This is a genomic window from Commensalibacter sp. M0355, assembly GCF_016101365.1.
Lineage (GTDB): Bacteria > Pseudomonadota > Alphaproteobacteria > Acetobacterales > Acetobacteraceae > Commensalibacter > Commensalibacter melissae.
In genome coordinates this window covers 39,474-55,312 of sequence record NZ_JACFQQ010000001.1, presented here as the reverse complement: position 1 = coordinate 55,312, position 15,839 = coordinate 39,474, and the positions used below count along the sequence as shown (strand labels likewise).

At 37.4% G+C, this 15,839-nt stretch carries 15 protein-coding genes; 9 read left to right on the top strand and 6 right to left on the bottom strand.

The genetic code is table 11. The features are described from left to right. Positions 1–5: 5 nt before the first annotated feature. Complete coding sequence (gene cls / locus H3T44_RS00240; protein WP_198195470.1) at positions 6–1,442, top strand: cardiolipin synthase; 1,437 nt, start codon at positions 6–8, stop codon at positions 1,440–1,442. On the opposite strand, the gene H3T44_RS00235 is transcribed toward cls, so the two are convergent. Beyond that, positions 1,437–2,093, bottom strand: coding sequence for an endonuclease/exonuclease/phosphatase family protein (locus tag H3T44_RS00235; RefSeq protein ID WP_155566812.1), 657 nt, complete (start codon positions 2,091–2,093; stop codon positions 1,437–1,439). The two genes, cls and H3T44_RS00235, sit on opposite strands and share 6 nt — an antisense overlap. Positions 2,094–2,368: 275 nt before the next feature. Between H3T44_RS00235 and metC the strand changes: the two genes are divergently transcribed. Continuing rightward, positions 2,369–3,592, top strand: a complete 1,224-nt coding sequence (gene metC, locus H3T44_RS00230; protein WP_198195468.1) for a cystathionine beta-lyase — start codon at positions 2,369–2,371, stop codon at positions 3,590–3,592. On the opposite strand, the gene H3T44_RS00225 is transcribed toward metC, so the two are convergent. The 4 genes from H3T44_RS00225 to H3T44_RS00210 form a co-directional block, all read right to left on the bottom strand. After that, positions 3,584–5,068, bottom strand: a complete 1,485-nt coding sequence (locus H3T44_RS00225) for a YifB family Mg chelatase-like AAA ATPase (protein ID WP_198195466.1) — start codon at positions 5,066–5,068, stop codon at positions 3,584–3,586. The genes metC and H3T44_RS00225 overlap by 9 nt on opposite strands. 37 nt (positions 5,069–5,105) lie before the next feature. Further along, positions 5,106–6,365, bottom strand: coding sequence for a phosphoglycerate dehydrogenase (serA, locus tag H3T44_RS00220; RefSeq protein ID WP_198195464.1), 1,260 nt, complete (start codon positions 6,363–6,365; stop codon positions 5,106–5,108). A gap of 25 nt (positions 6,366–6,390) precedes the next feature. Continuing rightward, entirely contained in the window at positions 6,391–7,176 is a 786-nt protein-coding gene (locus tag H3T44_RS00215) for an inositol monophosphatase family protein (RefSeq protein ID WP_370552709.1), read from the bottom strand. A gap of 211 nt (positions 7,177–7,387) precedes the next feature. Then, a complete protein-coding gene (locus tag H3T44_RS00210; protein ID WP_122123584.1) occupies positions 7,388–7,885 on the bottom strand; it encodes a cytochrome c family protein in 498 nt (165 codons plus the stop codon). Between the two features lie 123 nt (positions 7,886–8,008). On the opposite strand from H3T44_RS00210, the gene H3T44_RS00205 reads away from it, so the two are divergent. The 6 genes from H3T44_RS00205 (at position 8,009) to H3T44_RS00180 (ending at position 14,876) form a co-directional block, all read left to right on the top strand. Beyond that, complete coding sequence (locus H3T44_RS00205) at positions 8,009–8,740, top strand: 3-deoxy-manno-octulosonate cytidylyltransferase (protein ID WP_155568111.1); 732 nt, start codon at positions 8,009–8,011, stop codon at positions 8,738–8,740. 12 nt (positions 8,741–8,752) lie between these two features. Then, positions 8,753–9,592, top strand: a complete 840-nt coding sequence (locus tag H3T44_RS00200) for a prephenate dehydratase (protein ID WP_198195462.1) — start codon at positions 8,753–8,755, stop codon at positions 9,590–9,592. Between the two features lie 81 nt (positions 9,593–9,673). Then, positions 9,674–10,561 carry a 4-hydroxy-tetrahydrodipicolinate synthase gene (gene dapA / locus H3T44_RS00195; RefSeq protein ID WP_198195460.1) on the top strand — a complete coding sequence of 296 codons (888 nt, stop codon included), beginning with the start codon at positions 9,674–9,676 and terminating at the stop codon, positions 10,559–10,561. Beyond that, positions 10,562–11,044: an SsrA-binding protein SmpB gene (smpB, locus tag H3T44_RS00190; protein ID WP_110437994.1), complete on the top strand. Its 483-nt coding sequence runs from the start codon at positions 10,562–10,564 to the stop codon at positions 11,042–11,044. A 190-nt stretch (positions 11,045–11,234) separates the two neighbouring features. Next, positions 11,235–12,461, top strand: a complete 1,227-nt coding sequence (locus H3T44_RS00185; protein ID WP_198195458.1) for an acetate/propionate family kinase — start codon at positions 11,235–11,237, stop codon at positions 12,459–12,461. 60 nt (positions 12,462–12,521) lie between these two features. Continuing rightward, positions 12,522–14,876 carry a phosphoketolase gene (locus tag H3T44_RS00180; RefSeq protein WP_198195457.1) on the top strand — a complete coding sequence of 785 codons (2,355 nt, stop codon included), beginning with the start codon at positions 12,522–12,524 and terminating at the stop codon, positions 14,874–14,876. Between the two features lie 48 nt (positions 14,877–14,924). On the opposite strand, the gene H3T44_RS00175 is transcribed toward H3T44_RS00180, so the two are convergent. After that, entirely contained in the window at positions 14,925–15,287 is a 363-nt protein-coding gene (locus H3T44_RS00175; protein ID WP_198195456.1) for a hypothetical protein, read from the bottom strand. A 285-nt stretch (positions 15,288–15,572) separates the two neighbouring features. On the opposite strand from H3T44_RS00175, the gene H3T44_RS00170 reads away from it, so the two are divergent. Further along, positions 15,573–15,833 (top strand): hypothetical protein, encoded by a 261-nt coding sequence (locus H3T44_RS00170; protein ID WP_155580410.1) that lies wholly within the window; start codon positions 15,573–15,575, stop codon positions 15,831–15,833. The last annotated feature ends 6 nt before the right edge of the window (positions 15,834–15,839 follow it).

The following is a 15,839-nucleotide window of genomic DNA, read 5'->3' as shown; positions in this document are numbered from 1 at the left end:
ATTTTATGACTGCCTTTTATACTTATCTGTTTTTTATTGATGTCAAGCAAGATTGGGTAATGGCGGTTCTAAGATTATTTTTATTAATAGTGGTTACATATCATGTTTTGAAACATGTGAGAGATACCAAAGCTGCGATAGGATGGATCGGATTCTCGTGGATAATGCCAATTACGGGTTTTATTCTGTATTTTATGTTTGGTATAAATCGTGTTACCCGAAAGGCACAAAAATTGGCCACACACAGGCCTTGGCATCATAAATTTACCAAAAGCAATTTTAATTATACAGTTCAAGGTCATTTTTATCCATTGGCTAAAGTTGTAGAAAGCTTTACACAAAGGGCATTATTAAAGGGAAATAATATTGATATATATCATAATGGGGATGAAGCCTATCCCGTTATGCTGGAATCAATAAATTCTGCAAAAAGTTGCGTTTTCTTATCCTCTTATATTCTTAAAAGTGATAATATTGGCAGGAAATTTGCCGATGCAATAATCAGGGCACATGAAAGGGGCGCTGTTGTCCGTGTACTTGTCGATGGAATAGGTAGCGGTTATTTCTATTGTCCCATTGCCAAATATTTAAAAGCTCATGGCGTTCGTATAGACAGGTTTATGCATACATTTCTTCCCTGGAAAATGGCGTTTATAAACCTAAGAACTCATAAGAAGATTTTGGTGGTAGATGGAAAGATTGGGTTTATAGGAGGTTTAAATATCGCTGCTGTAAACGTGTTATCAAAATGCCCTAAAAATCCGGTTTCAGACACTCATTTTAGAGTAAAAGGCGCCATTGTTCATGAATTAACCGAAGCTTTTTTGCAGGACTGGTTTTTTATTACATCGGAAAAGCTGGATGATAAAAAATTTTTTCCAGAAGTGAAAGAGGAAGGAGATATGGTATGTCGTATTATAACCGCTGGTCCTGATTCAGATATGGAAAAAATCAAATATACAATGATGCAGGCAATAAGTTTGGCGCGTAAATCAATAAGGATTATGACCCCTTACTTTTTGCCAGATGACCGTTTTCTATCATTGTTATGTATGGCTGCCATTCGAGGGGTGGAAATTGAAATAATTACCCCTGAACAAAGCAATCAGTTTTTGGTTGATTGGGCCAGAAACATAAACAATAAATTACCCTTACGTTATGGATGTAAAATCTGGTTGGCCAAACCTCCTTTCAATCATTCCAAACTGATGGTAATTGACCGTTTATGGTCCTTTGTGGGTAGTTCAAATATTGACATGCGCAGTTTAAGATTGAATTTTGAAATCAATATGGAAGTTTATCATGAAAAATTTTCAGAAAAAATTGACGATTTCATTATATTGCATAAAAACAAGCTATTAAAATTAAAAGAGCTTGAAAAAAGATTCTTTTTGGTAAAATTAAGAGATGCTACTACTCGATTGCTGCTTCCATATTTATAAGACTGGACGTAGTATCACCATTATTGGATGATGATCGGATGTAAATCTGGATAAAACCTGACTTGCAATACATTCCATACCCTTGATCAAGCAACGATCGAGACGAATTGGCACAAGATTGACCATTTTATGTGTTGGTTCATTGGGCCCAACATCTCTGAATCCATGTAATAATGCGGGACCAATCTGGTTAAAGTCACCTAAAACTGCAGCGTGATCAGGTAGAATACCGGCAAGAGCCTGTAATTGTTTACGGTTCAATATCTGACCATGGGATAGGTGGACATTAGCTATCCAGAAATTTCCATAATCAATCAATTGGGCAACACGTTTGATTAACGTGCCTCGGGGTAAATCGCAAATCGTGGGTGGCGAAAAAAATGGGTAAGGACTCCAGCAAGCAACACCATGAATTCTGCCAGGTAATGGAAAACGACTGTAATAACCACCAACAAGATCGGGTAAAATATTAATTTCCTCTGTTGCTTCCTGCATTAACAATAAATCAGGTTTGTGATTATTGATCAAATAAGCAACGTCATATGGAGATGCTCCAATTTTTCTTAACAAATTCCAGCTGATAATTTTCATTTGAGAAAATATTTTAGGAATGTTAGGAATTTTGTAATGTGGCGTAATTGAAAGGGTCATGAATTGATATTCTTGGATAGTTATCTGATAATATAATTAATATTACTACCTATTTCTGATCCAACAAATTTAAGAATTAATCTTTGTGTTTCAATATATAAGAATTTTAGTAACATTTTTGGGATAATTAATTATCGATAACAATTACTAATTGGCAAATATTATAAAGTATGAATTTCAATTATTGCTAACAGTATTTAAATATAAAAATATGACAAATCTTTATAAAATGATTTTTCAGTAAGTAAAAGATTTTTTATCAAAAAGGTTAAAGCATGTCTTATATATCATCTGAAGAATTGGCCGTTTCCTATGGATGGAAAATTTTGTCAACATTTTTGGTCCAAATAGGTAGACAGACCTACTCATTACCCGAGAAAGGTGTGTTTGTAAATGATCCGCTCGCACGGGGATCGACAGTTATTTATCCTTCAGTTGAGGCTATGCGTCGTTCGGAAAAAGGTAAGTATGAACATGAAACGCTTTATGGAGCAATGGGTTCACCAAATCAGCATCAGCTTGAGCAAGTTATTGCCCAAATTGAAGGAGGATCACATTGTCAAGTAGTATCATCGGGTTTGGCAGCTTGTACTATACCTCTATTAGGTTTTTTATCGTCAGGTGATCATTGTTTGATAATTGACAGTATCTATGGGCCAACCAAACGGTTTGCAGAGACTGTTTTGGAAAAATTTGGAGTTGAAATCAGCTACTACCCCGCTGATTGTAATCTTGATGAAATTGAAACCTATATTCAAAACAATACGAAATTAATATTTACGGAAAGTCCCGGTAGTCATAGTTTTGAAATTCAGAATATTGCCGGTACGGCTGAAATAGCTCATAGATATGGAGCTAAACTAATATTAGACAATACATGGGGTATAGGTATATTTAAGCCTTTCGAGCATGGAGTGGATATATCTGTTCAGGCATTAACAAAATATGCCAATGGTCATTCAGATTTAGTACTTGGTGCCATTACAGTTAAATGTGATGATGACTGGCATATTTTAAGGGATTATGCTGTCGCCATGGGAGAGGTGGCAGCGCCAGATGTATGCTGGTTAACATTGCGTGGGTTGAGAACTATGGCGGCGCGACTCGAAAAACAATCAGTGACCGGATTAAAAATTGCACACTGGTGCAGTCGGCAACCTTATGTTGAACGGGTTCTTCATCCTGCATTGCCAAGTTGTTATGGGCATGAATTTTGGAAACGAGATTTTACAGGTGCAAGCAGTGTATTTGGAGTGGTTTTCAAAAAAAATATTATTTTGCAAAAAGTTATTGAAATGATTAATCATCTTAAAATTTTTTCAATTGGTGCTTCTTGGGGGGGATATGAAAGTCTGGTTTTACTCACTGATGGAGAAATAAGAAGGAAATATAAAAGCAGAACTTTAACTGGTTCGGCTTGTAGGTTTCATATCGGTTTAGAAAATGAAAATGATTTGATTGAAGATTTAAAACAAGCTTTTGATAAAACGTTAAAGTAGATTACGTTTTCGATAGGACAACGCTTCAGTAATACTGGAAATATCAATTTCATCCTTTTCTGAAAGATCTGCGATTGTAAGAGCCACCCTCAATAATCTTGTGATGCCTCGGGCAGAAAGGCGTAATTGCATTGAAGCTTTTTCTACTATTTCCGCCACCGAGGCAGATAATGATATTTGATTATTATTTAATTCACAATTTAAATTGTTCTGTCTTTCAAATTGTTTTTCTCTGGCTTTTTTTACACGTTTTGCAACCTTTACACTTTTTTCACCATTCGGTATGGAAACGATATCGCGTGGTGGTATCGGTTCAATATAGGTAACAATATCGATACGATCCAATAATGGACCAGAAATCTTACGAGTATATTCTTCACCACAGCGGGGGACACGATGACACTCACGTTCTGTATCGCCCATATATCCACATCGACAGGGATTCATTGCGGCAATTAATTGAAATTTCGCAGGGAAAGTTATATGATTCATCGCTCTGGCAATAGATATTTTACCATTTTCAAGCGGTTGTCTTAATGCTTCAAGACTGTTCCTCGTAAATTCAGGAAATTCATCCAAAAATAATATTCCATGATGAGCCAAGCTTATTTCACCCGGTTTTACTTTTATTCCTCCTCCAGTTAATGAAACTTGACTGGCAGAATGATGCGGGTTTCGAAAGGGAGGTTGTCTGATAGGGACAGAACCGTTTAATAATCCCGCAGCACTATAAATACGAGTAACCTCTAAAGATTGTTGTGCGGTTAAATCAGGTAAAATGCTGGGCAATCTTGTTGCAAGCATGGATTTGCCAGATCCTGGCGGCCCAATCATCAACATTGAATGACCACCTGAAGCGGCAATTTCCAGGGCACGTTTTGCACTTTCCATACCTTTGATATCAAACAAATCATAATCATGGGAGGTTTTTGGAGACTGTAACATTTTAGGAGGCGTTAAAATCTGTTTTCCCAAAAAATGCTGGATGATTGAAAGCAGATCGGGAGCAGCAAGTATATCTATATCTCCACCCAATAAGGCTTCGCTTCCTTGTATGGCTGGACAAATCAAACCTTTTTCTTGAGAAACAGCTCCAATAGTTGCTGAAATTACATTGTTGACAGCACTAATTTTTCCATCAAGTGATAATTCGCCAACAGCTGCATAATTCAATAACATTTCTTCAGGAATAATATCCAAAGCGACCAACAGTCCCAAAGCAATAGGCAAATCATAATGAGTGCCCTCTTTAATAATATCGGCTGGAGAAAGATTTATCAAAATCCGTTTCGGTGGTAAGGCTATGCCCATTGAAATAAGGGCGGCCTTAACCCGTTCACGGGATTCAGTCACGGCCTTATCAGCCAGGCCAACAATTGTAAATGCGGGTAAGCCTCGAGAGATTTGAACCTGAATTTCCACAGAAATAGGATCAATACCAGAAAAGGCAAAAGTTGATATTCTGGTTATTGACATTATAGAATATGGATCCTGCCTTTAAAATTTTAATTAATTACAACTCATTTGGACGATAAAGGATTCGAGCCCTGATCGTTCCCTCGAGATTGCGTAAGGCTCGCAAAATTTCAATATCAACTTCCTTATCCCCATCGGTTGTTGCCTCAATGACAACATAACCCACTTCACCATCCGTCTGTAAATATTGAGCGGAAATATTGGCGTTGACCTTGGTAAATATGTTGTTAATTTTTTGCATGATGCCAGGAATGTTTTTATGAACATGCATATATCGTGTGCCTTTTAAACGGATTGGCAACTGAACCTCTGGAAAATTTACGGCACTTAGGGTTGAACCGACATCCGAATATTCAATAAACTTATTTCCTACTTCCCGACCAATTCGTTCTTGCGCCTCGATTGTGGATCCACCGATATGAGGTGTTAGGATAACATTATCCAATCCGCGTAATGGTGAAGTGAATTCCTCACCTTTAACTTTGGGTTCTACAGGAAATACATCAATTGCCGCACCTAAAAGATGATTGGATTTCAATGCTTGTACAAGGGCATCAATATCAACAACCTGTCCTCTAGCGTTATTGATAAGAAATGAACCGGGTTTCATCAAGGCTATCTCTTTTTCGCCTATCAGATTGATAGTGCCTTTATTATGAGGCACATGCAGGCTAACAATATCACTTATCTGTAAAAGATCTTTCAATGATTGGACAGGACGCGCATTTCCATGACTTAACTTATCAACTATGTCATAATATATAACCTGTAATCCAAAAGATTCGGCTAAAATTGATAATTGTGATCCGATGGATCCATATCCCACAATTCCTAAAGTTTTTCCTCTTACCTCCCAGCTGTTTATACTGCTTTTGTCCCATAGCCCTTTATGACATTCGGATGAGCGAACAAAAATGCGCCTTAAAAGCATGACGATTTCACCCATTACCAATTCCGCCACCGAACGGGTATTGCTGAAGGGGGCATTAAAAACAGGAATACCCAGATTGCGTGCAGCATTAAGATCAACTTGATTTGTTCCTATGCAAAAACATCCAATAGCAATCAGTTTATCGGCTTCATCCAAGATTTCTTTGGTTAATTGTGTACGGGAGCGAATACCGATTAAATGTACACCTTTGATCGCTTTTTTTAAAGCATCACCCTCCAAGGCTGTCTTAAGATAGGTAATGTTGTTATACTCATTCTTTTTTAATAAATCGACGGCACTTTGATGAACACCTTCTAATAAAAGAATATGAATTTTGTCTTTGGGTAATGATAGATGTGAATTCATTAATTTTCTCTTTAATATATAAAAACTAAAAATTTAAAATTTTTATAATGTCCTGTTTTAAGCCCGGATCACCCAAAGCTAGCACAGATTTATTATTGTTTTGAAGAGATAGGGAATTTCCATTCCAGTCGGTTATTGATCCTCCGGCTCCTTTTATGATTGGAACCAAGGCCGCCCAATCCCAAATTTTATTGCCATATTCAATTATGAGGTCAATTTGACCCAATGCCAATAAACCATATGCGTAACAATCTCCACCCCAGCTCATTCTCTTGATTTTTTGGCATAATGATTTCCAACGGGTGTTTGGAGAATGATCAAGGATTTCAGGTGCAGTGCAAGAACCTTCGGCTATGGAAAGGTCAATACATTTTCTTGTACCTATATGACCACCAAATTCAGAAATAAATTGGCTTTCATACCCTTCAAGACCGATCCAGCGCTCTTTGAGTATCGGTTGGTCAATGATTCCCAATACAGGATTACCCTCATACAATAAGGCGATTAATATTCCAAATAAGGGACGGCCTGTTATAAAAGCCCTGGTTCCATCAATTGGATCTATAACCCATTGAAATTTGGAATTTATTTTATCTGATCCATATTCCTCTCCAATAATTCCAAAATCGGGTGTTTCTTGTTTTAGGATTTGTCGGATTGTTTGTTCGGCTTCACGATCGGCTTTTGTTACAGGGGATTCATCATATTTGTCATCTGCATGAATTGAATGTCTAAAATAGGGACGAATAACTTTTTGTGCCTCTTGAAGGGCATGTTCAGCAATCTGAAGATAAGAATTTAAATTCTTCACTATATTTTCCTGATTAGACAATAGGTGATAAGGGTAAAAAAATTAATTGATTTATAATTTTAACATTAAAATTGTTGGAGCATAAAGATTATAAAACCTATTGTTTGAAATCAATAAAATTTAAAATATTATAATTTTTCAAAAATTATTTTTTGGGTTAAGCATAGTTACAATTTATTGCATATGCAAATGGTTCTTTATTTTAGTTTTTTTATTTTTGTCCTGATGGAGGATTATTGCCTGTCAGAGAATTTAGATATGCAATAACATCCGCCCGATCCTTATTTGATGAAAGACCACCATAAGCCATTAAAGTAGCGGGAGCAAAAGCGAGTGGTTTGGCAAGCCATTTATTTAGATTTTCCACAGTCCAGTATTCGTTTTCATGTATTTTAAGCGAGGAAGAGTAATTAAAGTTTGGACTGGAGGCAATTTTTTTATTTTTGATATTAAAAAGTGAAGGCCCTATTTTATCAGGTTCACCCTGTCTGAAACTGTGGCATACTCCGCATTGTTGTGAGGCAATGATTTTTCCTTTGCCTATATCGGCGGTTTTGAGATCAATGGTTTCTTGATTTTCACTAGCATATACTGATGATGTAAGCGGTGAGTAAGGAATCAAAATCTTACTTATCAACCAGCTACCAAACAATATTCCACAGGATATGACACAAGCTGCAGCTATACGGTTCCAGTCAAAACTATCCATTTTATTTTTCTTTGGTTTCTTGAATAACAACTATGATTATTAAATTGATTATAGAATAAAAGCTTATTATTAATAATACAACATAAAGAAAAACTGATATATATTTTTTATAGAGAATTGTTGATGAAGCCTGCTTTGATCCTTATTCCAACACGATTGGCCTCAACTAGACTGCCACGAAAACCTTTGGTTGATATCGGTGGAAAACCTATGATAGTCAGGGTGATGGAACAGGCTTTAAAAACGAAAATCGGACCAGTGGTTGTAGCTTCAGGTGACAGGGAAATTTCGGAGATTGTCAGGGAGAACGGGGGCAGGGCAATTGATACGGATCCAAATCTTTTATCTGGTTCAGACCGAATTTATCAGGCACTATCCTTACTGCAGGAATATGATCACATTGATACGATTATCAATGTTCAGGGCGATTTACCCCTCATTGATCCATCAGATATTGGTAAATCACTGATACCGCTGAAATATTCTGGAATAGATATCGGAACCTTAATAGCTCCCGTGAAAAATGAATTTGAAAAGACGGCTTTTTCCGTAGTAAAGGTGGCTTGCAGTTTTAGTGAGGATTTATTATTTGCGAAGGCTCTGTATTTTTCTCGTGCAACAATTCCATGGGGAAAGGGTCCATTATGGCACCATGTCGGTATTTATGCATATACGCGAAAATCTCTTAACCGTTTTATAAACTTGCCTCAATCTTTACTTGAGAAACGTGAAAAACTCGAGCAATTGAGAGCTTTGGAAGCTGGAATGAATATTGGTTGTGCTGTAATAGATGAAGCGCCATTGGGAATTGATACACCAGACGATCTTGAACGGATAAGAAAACGAATTATTTAATAGGATTATTTTATGACTGCCAAAATTATTGCCTTTCAGGGTCGACCAGGTGCCTATTCCGATATGGCCTGTCGTTCGGCAAGGCGGGGATGGGAAACGTTACCTTGTGAAAATTTTATTGAAACGATAAAAGCTGTGCAGTCTGGAAAAGCTGAACAAGCCATGTTGCCATGCGAAAATAATTTAGTTGGAAGAGTGCCTGATATTCATAATCTTTTGCCTTCTTCGGGACTTTTCATTGTTGGTGAGCATTTCCAAAGGATTGAACATTGTCTAATAGGTATCAAGAATGCAAAAATTTCTGATATCAAAAGGGTTCACACACATCCGGTGGCAATGGGGCAGGTTTCGGAAATAATCAATGATTTGTCGCTTGAACGGATAACAGAATTTGATACCGCAGGTGCTGCTGAAATTATAGCAAAAATGAATAACAGGGAAGATGCGGCAATTGCATCGGAACTTGCGGCAGAATTGAATGGGCTGGATGTATTAAGATACAATGTTGAAAATGAAAATTATAATACAACCCGCTTTTATATCGTTTCACGTGAGAAGAAAATTCCAATGCAACGTGAAAACATGATGACGACTGTTTTATTTAAAACGAAAAATATTCCGTCCGCCCTTTACAAGGCATTGGGAGGTTTTGCGACAAATAATGTAAATATGACACGTTTGGAAAGCTGTATGGATAAAGGGGGGTTTGTTGCAACCAAATTTTTGGTTGATGTGGAAGGACATGTTCACAATGACCCGTTAAATCAGGCCTTGAATGAACTGAAATTTTATTCAGATGATTACGTTCTTTTGGGGGTGTATCCTGCTTCACAATATCGTCAGAGTGTATAGTCCATATATAATTTTATAAAATTTTGATACACTTATTTATATATAATTGAATATCAATGATTGATAAGGAATAATGACAACATGAGTATATGGTTTGAAGGTTCAATCACGGCATTAATTACTCCGATGAAACAGGATGGTTCACTGGATATTCCTACTTTTGAAAAATTTGTGGATTGGCAGATCCAGGAGGGGACTGCTGTACTGGCTCCCGTTGGTACAACGGGGGAAAGTCCAACTTTATCTCATGAAGAACATCGGAAAATTGTTGAAGTGGTGATCAAGGTTGCAAATGGTAGGGTTCCAGTTTTGGCAGGAGCCGGATCAAATAGTACATCTGAAGCTATTGAAATGGTTAAATTTGCAAAAGAAATTGGCGCGACAGCTGCTTTGGTCGTAACACCTTATTACAACAAACCAACACAGGAAGGATTGTATTGTCATTATATGTCAATTGTAGAGGCGACGGAATTTCCTGTTTATATCTATAACATACCAGCCCGCTCAGTAATTGACATGTCTGTGGAGACTATGGCAAGACTTGCAGAAAATCCCTATATTGTTGGTGTCAAAGATGCGACGGCTAATCTTGTCCGACCCATTCAGGTAAGACGGGCGGTTAAAAAGAATTTTAACCAGTTGTCGGGGGAAGATGGTACCGCGATTTCATTTTTGGCCGCTGGTGGTGATGGTTGTATCAGTGTGACGGCTAATATTGCACCAAAATTATGTGCAGAAATGCAACAGGCCTGGAAGGATGGTCATATTGCCAATGCAATGGCTATGCAGGATCGTTTGTCTGTTTTACATGATGCCCTTTTTATTGAGAGCAATCCAGGCCCCGTTAAATTTGCGGCGTCCGTTTTGGGGTTGGCAGGAGAGACTTGCCGTTTACCGCTTGCGCCTGTTGCGGAGAAAACGCGGATTAGGGTTAAAGAGGCTTTGGAAAAAGTGGGATTATTGGGTTAAATGGCGGAAAAAAAGAAAAATTCTTTAATCTCTTTTGGAAACGTGGCAAAAAACCGTAAAGCCACGTTCAACTATTCCATTGTTGATAAGGTGGAAGCGGGTTTAATGTTAAAGGGTCCGGAAGTAAAAAGTTTGCGTTTAGGACGGGCCACGATTAACGAGGCTCATGCAGGGGAAAGGGAAGGGGAAATATGGCTTTTCAATAGCTACATTCCTGAATATCAGGGCGGATTTTTTTCAAAATTTGATCCACGCGCCCCCAGGAAACTGCTACTTCATAAAAAACAAATTTTTAAATTGCTAGGGGCTATAAGTAGGAATGGTATGACATTGGTTCCACTGGATATTTTTTTTAACAGCCGGGGGATAGCCAAGGTAACACTGGGTCTAGGTCAGGGTAAGAAAAAAGCGGATAAACGTCAGGCAATAGCTGATCGAGACTGGAAACGTGATCAGGCAAGATTATTAAGGAATAAATTTTAACATTATCCTTTTGACAAAAAAAGAATTACGATTAATCATTAAGTATGTGAAAGGCTGAAGAGAAACTGAATATAAATTTATGAATTAATTGATTTATCCACAATTATTTATGCTATTGATTGATTAAAACAGTTTTTTAACTTTATGCTTTTCTAGATATATAGGTTATTTTTCTAGAAGGGTTTCGTGTATGGCATCGGTCGTATTAATCATTAATGCGGGTTCATCAAGTCTAAAATTTTCTCTGTATCGGGGTCAAAATAATTCAGATTTTGAATTATATTCCAAAGGATTACTAGAGGGGATTGGATCAGGACCACATTTGAAAATAACCGATCGTCAAGATAAAATCATTCATGAAAAAAAATGGACAGATGGTCAATATGCAAAACTTGATGCTAGGGATGAATTGTTGGATCAGGTCTTGAAATGGCTTTTCGATTTTATGAAAAAAGATAGAATTCTGGCAATCGGTCACCGTGTGGTTCATGGTGGGATGAAATATTACCGTCCTGTTGTTATTGATCAAAAAATTTACAGTTATCTGGATTCATTGACACCATTTGTACCCTTGCATCAACCGGCCAGCCTAGCTCCCATGAAAGTCATAATGGATAAATATCCGGATATTACTCAGGTTGCTTGTTTTGATACCGCTTTTCATGCCACAATGCCAGATAAAGCTAAACGTTTTGCCCTTCCAAGAAAATATTATGATAGTGGATTGAGACGTTATGGGTTTCACGGTCTTTCCTATCATTATATCGTGCATTATTTGCAAAAAAATAAATCCCCCCTGATCAAGGGTAAAATAGTTGTGGCGCATCTTGGAAATGGTTCAAGCGTTGCGGCTATAAATAAGGGAAAATCCATTGATACGTCCATGAGTTTTACGCCCTTGGACGGTTTGGTGATGGGTACACGTACTGGACAGATCGATCCAAATGTCGTCTTATATATGACTCGTGAAGAAAAAAGGTCTCCCGATGAAATTGAGGATATAATCTGGAAACAATCTGGTTTGTTAGGTGTATCCGAGGTTTCAAGTGATATGCGAGGTCTTATTCATGAAATTGCCCAAAATGGACCAAAATCGAAATTTGCCAAACAGGCACTGGATTTGTTTATTTATAAACTGATTGGAGAGATAGGTCGGCTAATTGTTTGTCTAAAAGGGATTGACGGATTGATTTTTACAGCTGGTATCGGTGCACATGCCACATATGTCCGGTCTGTGGTCTGTCAGACTTTGTCCTGGCTAGGGATTGAAATTGATGAACAGGCAAATAAAGATGGAAATGAACTGATCAGTACTTCAGAAAGCAATATCAAGGTATATACAATCCCGACCAATGAGGAGTTCATCATATTGAAAGAAATACAACAGCTTTTATTAAATTCGAAACAGCGTGCATGAATCCGGGGTTTTAATAACTCTTATTGAGTTTAACAATAGCTATTTATCAAGGAGTAAAAAATGACTGATAAAAAGCTTTTATCTGAACATGAAGTGGACTTATTTAATAAATGGTGGCATGCCGCCAATTATCTATCCATCGGACAGATCTATCTAATGGATAACCCTTTATTGAGGGAACCATTGAAACTGGAACATACCAAACCACGATTGCTTGGACATTGGGGAACAACCCCGGGCCTCAATTTCATTTATCTTCATCTCAACCGTATTATCAGAGAACGAGATAACGATATTCTTTTTATAGCTGGGCCAGGTCATGGGGCTCCTGGGGTTGTGGCGTCAACCTATCTTGAAGGGACTTATACAGAACTTTTTCCCGAGATTACACAGGATGAAGTGGGAATGCAGAAATTGTTCAAACAATTTTCCTTTCCCGGCGGCATTCCAAGCCATACAGGTGCACCAACACCAGGATCCATTCATGAGGGTGGAGAACTTGGATATTCGCTTTCACATGCATATGGGGCAATATTTGACAATCCTGATCTGACCGTTGCATGTGTTATAGGTGATGGTGAGGCAGAAACAGGACCCTTGGCAACATCATGGCACAGTAATAAATTTGTTAATCCAAAAACAGATGGTGCTGTCTTACCCATTCTTCATTTGAATGGCTATAAAATTGCAAACCCGACTATATTGGCACGTATATCCCATCAGGAATTAATCAATTTAATCAAGGGGTACGGCTATGATCCAATTTTTGTTGAAGACAATGATCCAGATTCAATGCATCAGAAAATGGCTTCAGCCATGAATACTGCATTCAATCGTATTCATCGAATTCAACAGAATGCACGCAAAAATAATGATACCGATCGTCCATTATGGCCAGCCATTATTTTTAAAAGCCCAAAAGGTTGGACATGTCCGAAAACCATTGATGGAGAAAAAGTGGAGGATTATTGGCGTGCACATCAGGTTCCTTTTGGGGATTTGAGCAATCCAAAACATCTGAAATTATTAGAAAAATGGATGAGATCCTATCATCCTGATGCGTTATTTGATGAAAAAGGGGCAATATTTCCAGAAATTGCAGAATTGGCACCCAAGGGGGATAAACGTATGAGCGCCAATCCGAATGGGAATGGCGGGTTGCTCAGACGACCCTTGAAGTTACCTGATTATCGACAATATGCAGTAAAAATGACGAAACATGGTCATGTAATTGCTGAATCAACCAGGATAATGGGGGAGTTTTTAAGAGATGTCATTAAAAATAATCCTGAAAAATTTTTGCTTCTTTCCCCTGATGAAAATAATTCAAATCGTTTGAATAAGGTATTTGAAGTAACCGATCGGGTCTGGAATGCCGAAATATATGATTACGATGATCATTTGGCCCATAAGGGACAGGTGATGGAAATTTTAAGTGAACATACGGTTGAGGGTTGGCTTGAAGGATATTTATTGACTGGAAGACATGGATTGTTTTCCTGTTACGAGGCTTTTATCCATATTGTCGACTCAATGGTCAATCAATTTGCAAAGTGGTTGGACGAGGCGAGCAAGGTGGAATGGCGGCGGCCAATTTCGTCTTTAAATATCCTTTTGACTTCTCATGTTTGGCGGCAGGATCATAATGGGTTCAGTCATCAAGATCCCGGTTTCATAGATCATGTTGTTTCGAAAAAACCTAAAATGAGCAGGGTTTATTTGCCACCAGATGCTAATACCCTGTTGCTGGTCACGAGTCACTGTTTAAAAAGTTCGGACCGTATCAATGTTATTGTTGCCGGCAAGCAGCCAGAGCCCCAGTGGCTTACCATGGATGAGGCAATTAAACATTGTTATAAAGGCCTTGGCATTTGGGAATGGGCCAGTAACGATAAAGGAACAGAACCCGATGTCATTGTGGCATGCGCTGGTGATGTACCAACGCTTGAAGCATTGGCGGCGACCAAAATTCTTAACGAATATGTACCAGATCTCAAAATTCGTTTTATCAATGTTGTTGACCTGATGACTCTTATGACAGATGATCAGCATCCACATGGATTATCAAATCAAGAATTTGATGCCTTGTTTACAATCAACAAACCAGTTATCTTTGCTTATCATGGTTTTCCAAGATTAATTCACTCGCTTATTTATAAACGAAGCAACGCAAGAAATTTTCATGTTCATGGTTTCAGAGAAGAAGGAACAACCACAACACCTTTTGATATGGTTGTATTGAACAATCTTGATCGTTATCACTTGGTATCAAACATCATGAACAGGGTTGATCGTTACAAATCAAAAATAGCTTATATAGATCAGTTTGTGAGAGACAAACTTGTTGAGCATGAATTATATATTCGCCAATATGGTGAAGATATGCCAGAAATCAAAAACTGGCGTTGGAAATAAAAAAATTGTAAATATATATATTGATTTGGTTTTTCAGCGTATGGATTGTTAGTTTAAAAGTTTTCTACATTCCATGCGTATGGAAATGGGAACTTGGTGACTGCATATATTTCTCGCGTCCACTTTGCAAAATTCCAATGCATTGTTGTATAGGGATCTTAATATTTTACTGTTGACATCCCTGTCATTGTCAAACTTGTCATTGGCTTTTTGTTTTTTCAATTCATGTATATCTTTTAAGGTTTCAATACATGAGGGACTTATTGTTGTTGATTGGGTTCGTAAAATTTTGAAAATAGGTTGTAATTGTTCATATGAAAAACTGATTGATTTTTCATCACTTGATTGTCCATAAACAGTCAAGGGAAATAGGGTGATTATAAAAGTTAAAAATCTTGTTCTATTTTTCAATTTAGTCTCTAGTTAAGGCTTGATTTCATAATTGCAAAGTTTATGTTATCCAGCTGTTAAAGTTAGATAAAAACCTTTATATTATATATGTTTATAACATAAATGATATATTTATACAGTTTTTTAGCATATTATCCTATAATAACACACAAACTATTCCTCAAGTTTATCCCCCAAATTGTGGATAACTTTATGTCGGATAAAAATCAATCCTTGGATAGAAAATTATAATATTCAATCATAACGTTGATAAAAATAGTATTGAAGAACATGAATGGAAAGAAAATGGTAAATTTAAGAATAAATAATATCAAACATTTTTTTTGTATCGGTATTTGTTTAGTTTCATCCGCACTGTTTCTTAATGGATGTTCAGGAACAGCTGAAACACCAGTTCCGGCAGGAACACAATCATCTGTTGGTTATGGATCTGTTTGCAAGGCAGGAATTTATAGCTGTCATACTCCATATCAAGTTCCTCTGGGCTCTCCATGCAGTTGTCCTGGTGTAGGAGCGCCCTCCTACGGTAATGTTCACGCGAAATAAATAAAA

Bases quoted from the DNA above. Each gene is read 5' to 3' on its own strand.
- cls (WP_198195470.1), top strand. From the start codon at position 6: ATGACTGCCTTTTATACTTATCTGTTTTTTATTGATGTCAAGCAAGAT.
- H3T44_RS00235 (WP_155566812.1), bottom strand. From the start codon at position 2,093: ATGACCCTTTCAATTACGCCACATTACAAAATTCCTAACATTCCTAAA.
- metC (WP_198195468.1), top strand. From the start codon at position 2,369: ATGTCTTATATATCATCTGAAGAATTGGCCGTTTCCTATGGATGGAAA.
- H3T44_RS00225 (WP_198195466.1), bottom strand. From the start codon at position 5,068: ATGTCAATAACCAGAATATCAACTTTTGCCTTTTCTGGTATTGATCCT.
- serA (WP_198195464.1), bottom strand. From the start codon at position 6,365: ATGAATTCACATCTATCATTACCCAAAGACAAAATTCATATTCTTTTA.
- H3T44_RS00210 (WP_122123584.1), bottom strand. From the start codon at position 7,885: ATGGATAGTTTTGACTGGAACCGTATAGCTGCAGCTTGTGTCATATCC.
- H3T44_RS00205 (WP_155568111.1), top strand. From the start codon at position 8,009: ATGAAGCCTGCTTTGATCCTTATTCCAACACGATTGGCCTCAACTAGA.
- H3T44_RS00200 (WP_198195462.1), top strand. From the start codon at position 8,753: ATGACTGCCAAAATTATTGCCTTTCAGGGTCGACCAGGTGCCTATTCC.
- dapA (WP_198195460.1), top strand. From the start codon at position 9,674: ATGAGTATATGGTTTGAAGGTTCAATCACGGCATTAATTACTCCGATG.
- smpB (WP_110437994.1), top strand. From the start codon at position 10,562: ATGGCGGAAAAAAAGAAAAATTCTTTAATCTCTTTTGGAAACGTGGCA.
- H3T44_RS00185 (WP_198195458.1), top strand. From the start codon at position 11,235: ATGGCATCGGTCGTATTAATCATTAATGCGGGTTCATCAAGTCTAAAA.
- H3T44_RS00180 (WP_198195457.1), top strand. From the start codon at position 12,522: ATGACTGATAAAAAGCTTTTATCTGAACATGAAGTGGACTTATTTAAT.
- H3T44_RS00170 (WP_155580410.1), top strand. From the start codon at position 15,573: ATGGTAAATTTAAGAATAAATAATATCAAACATTTTTTTTGTATCGGT.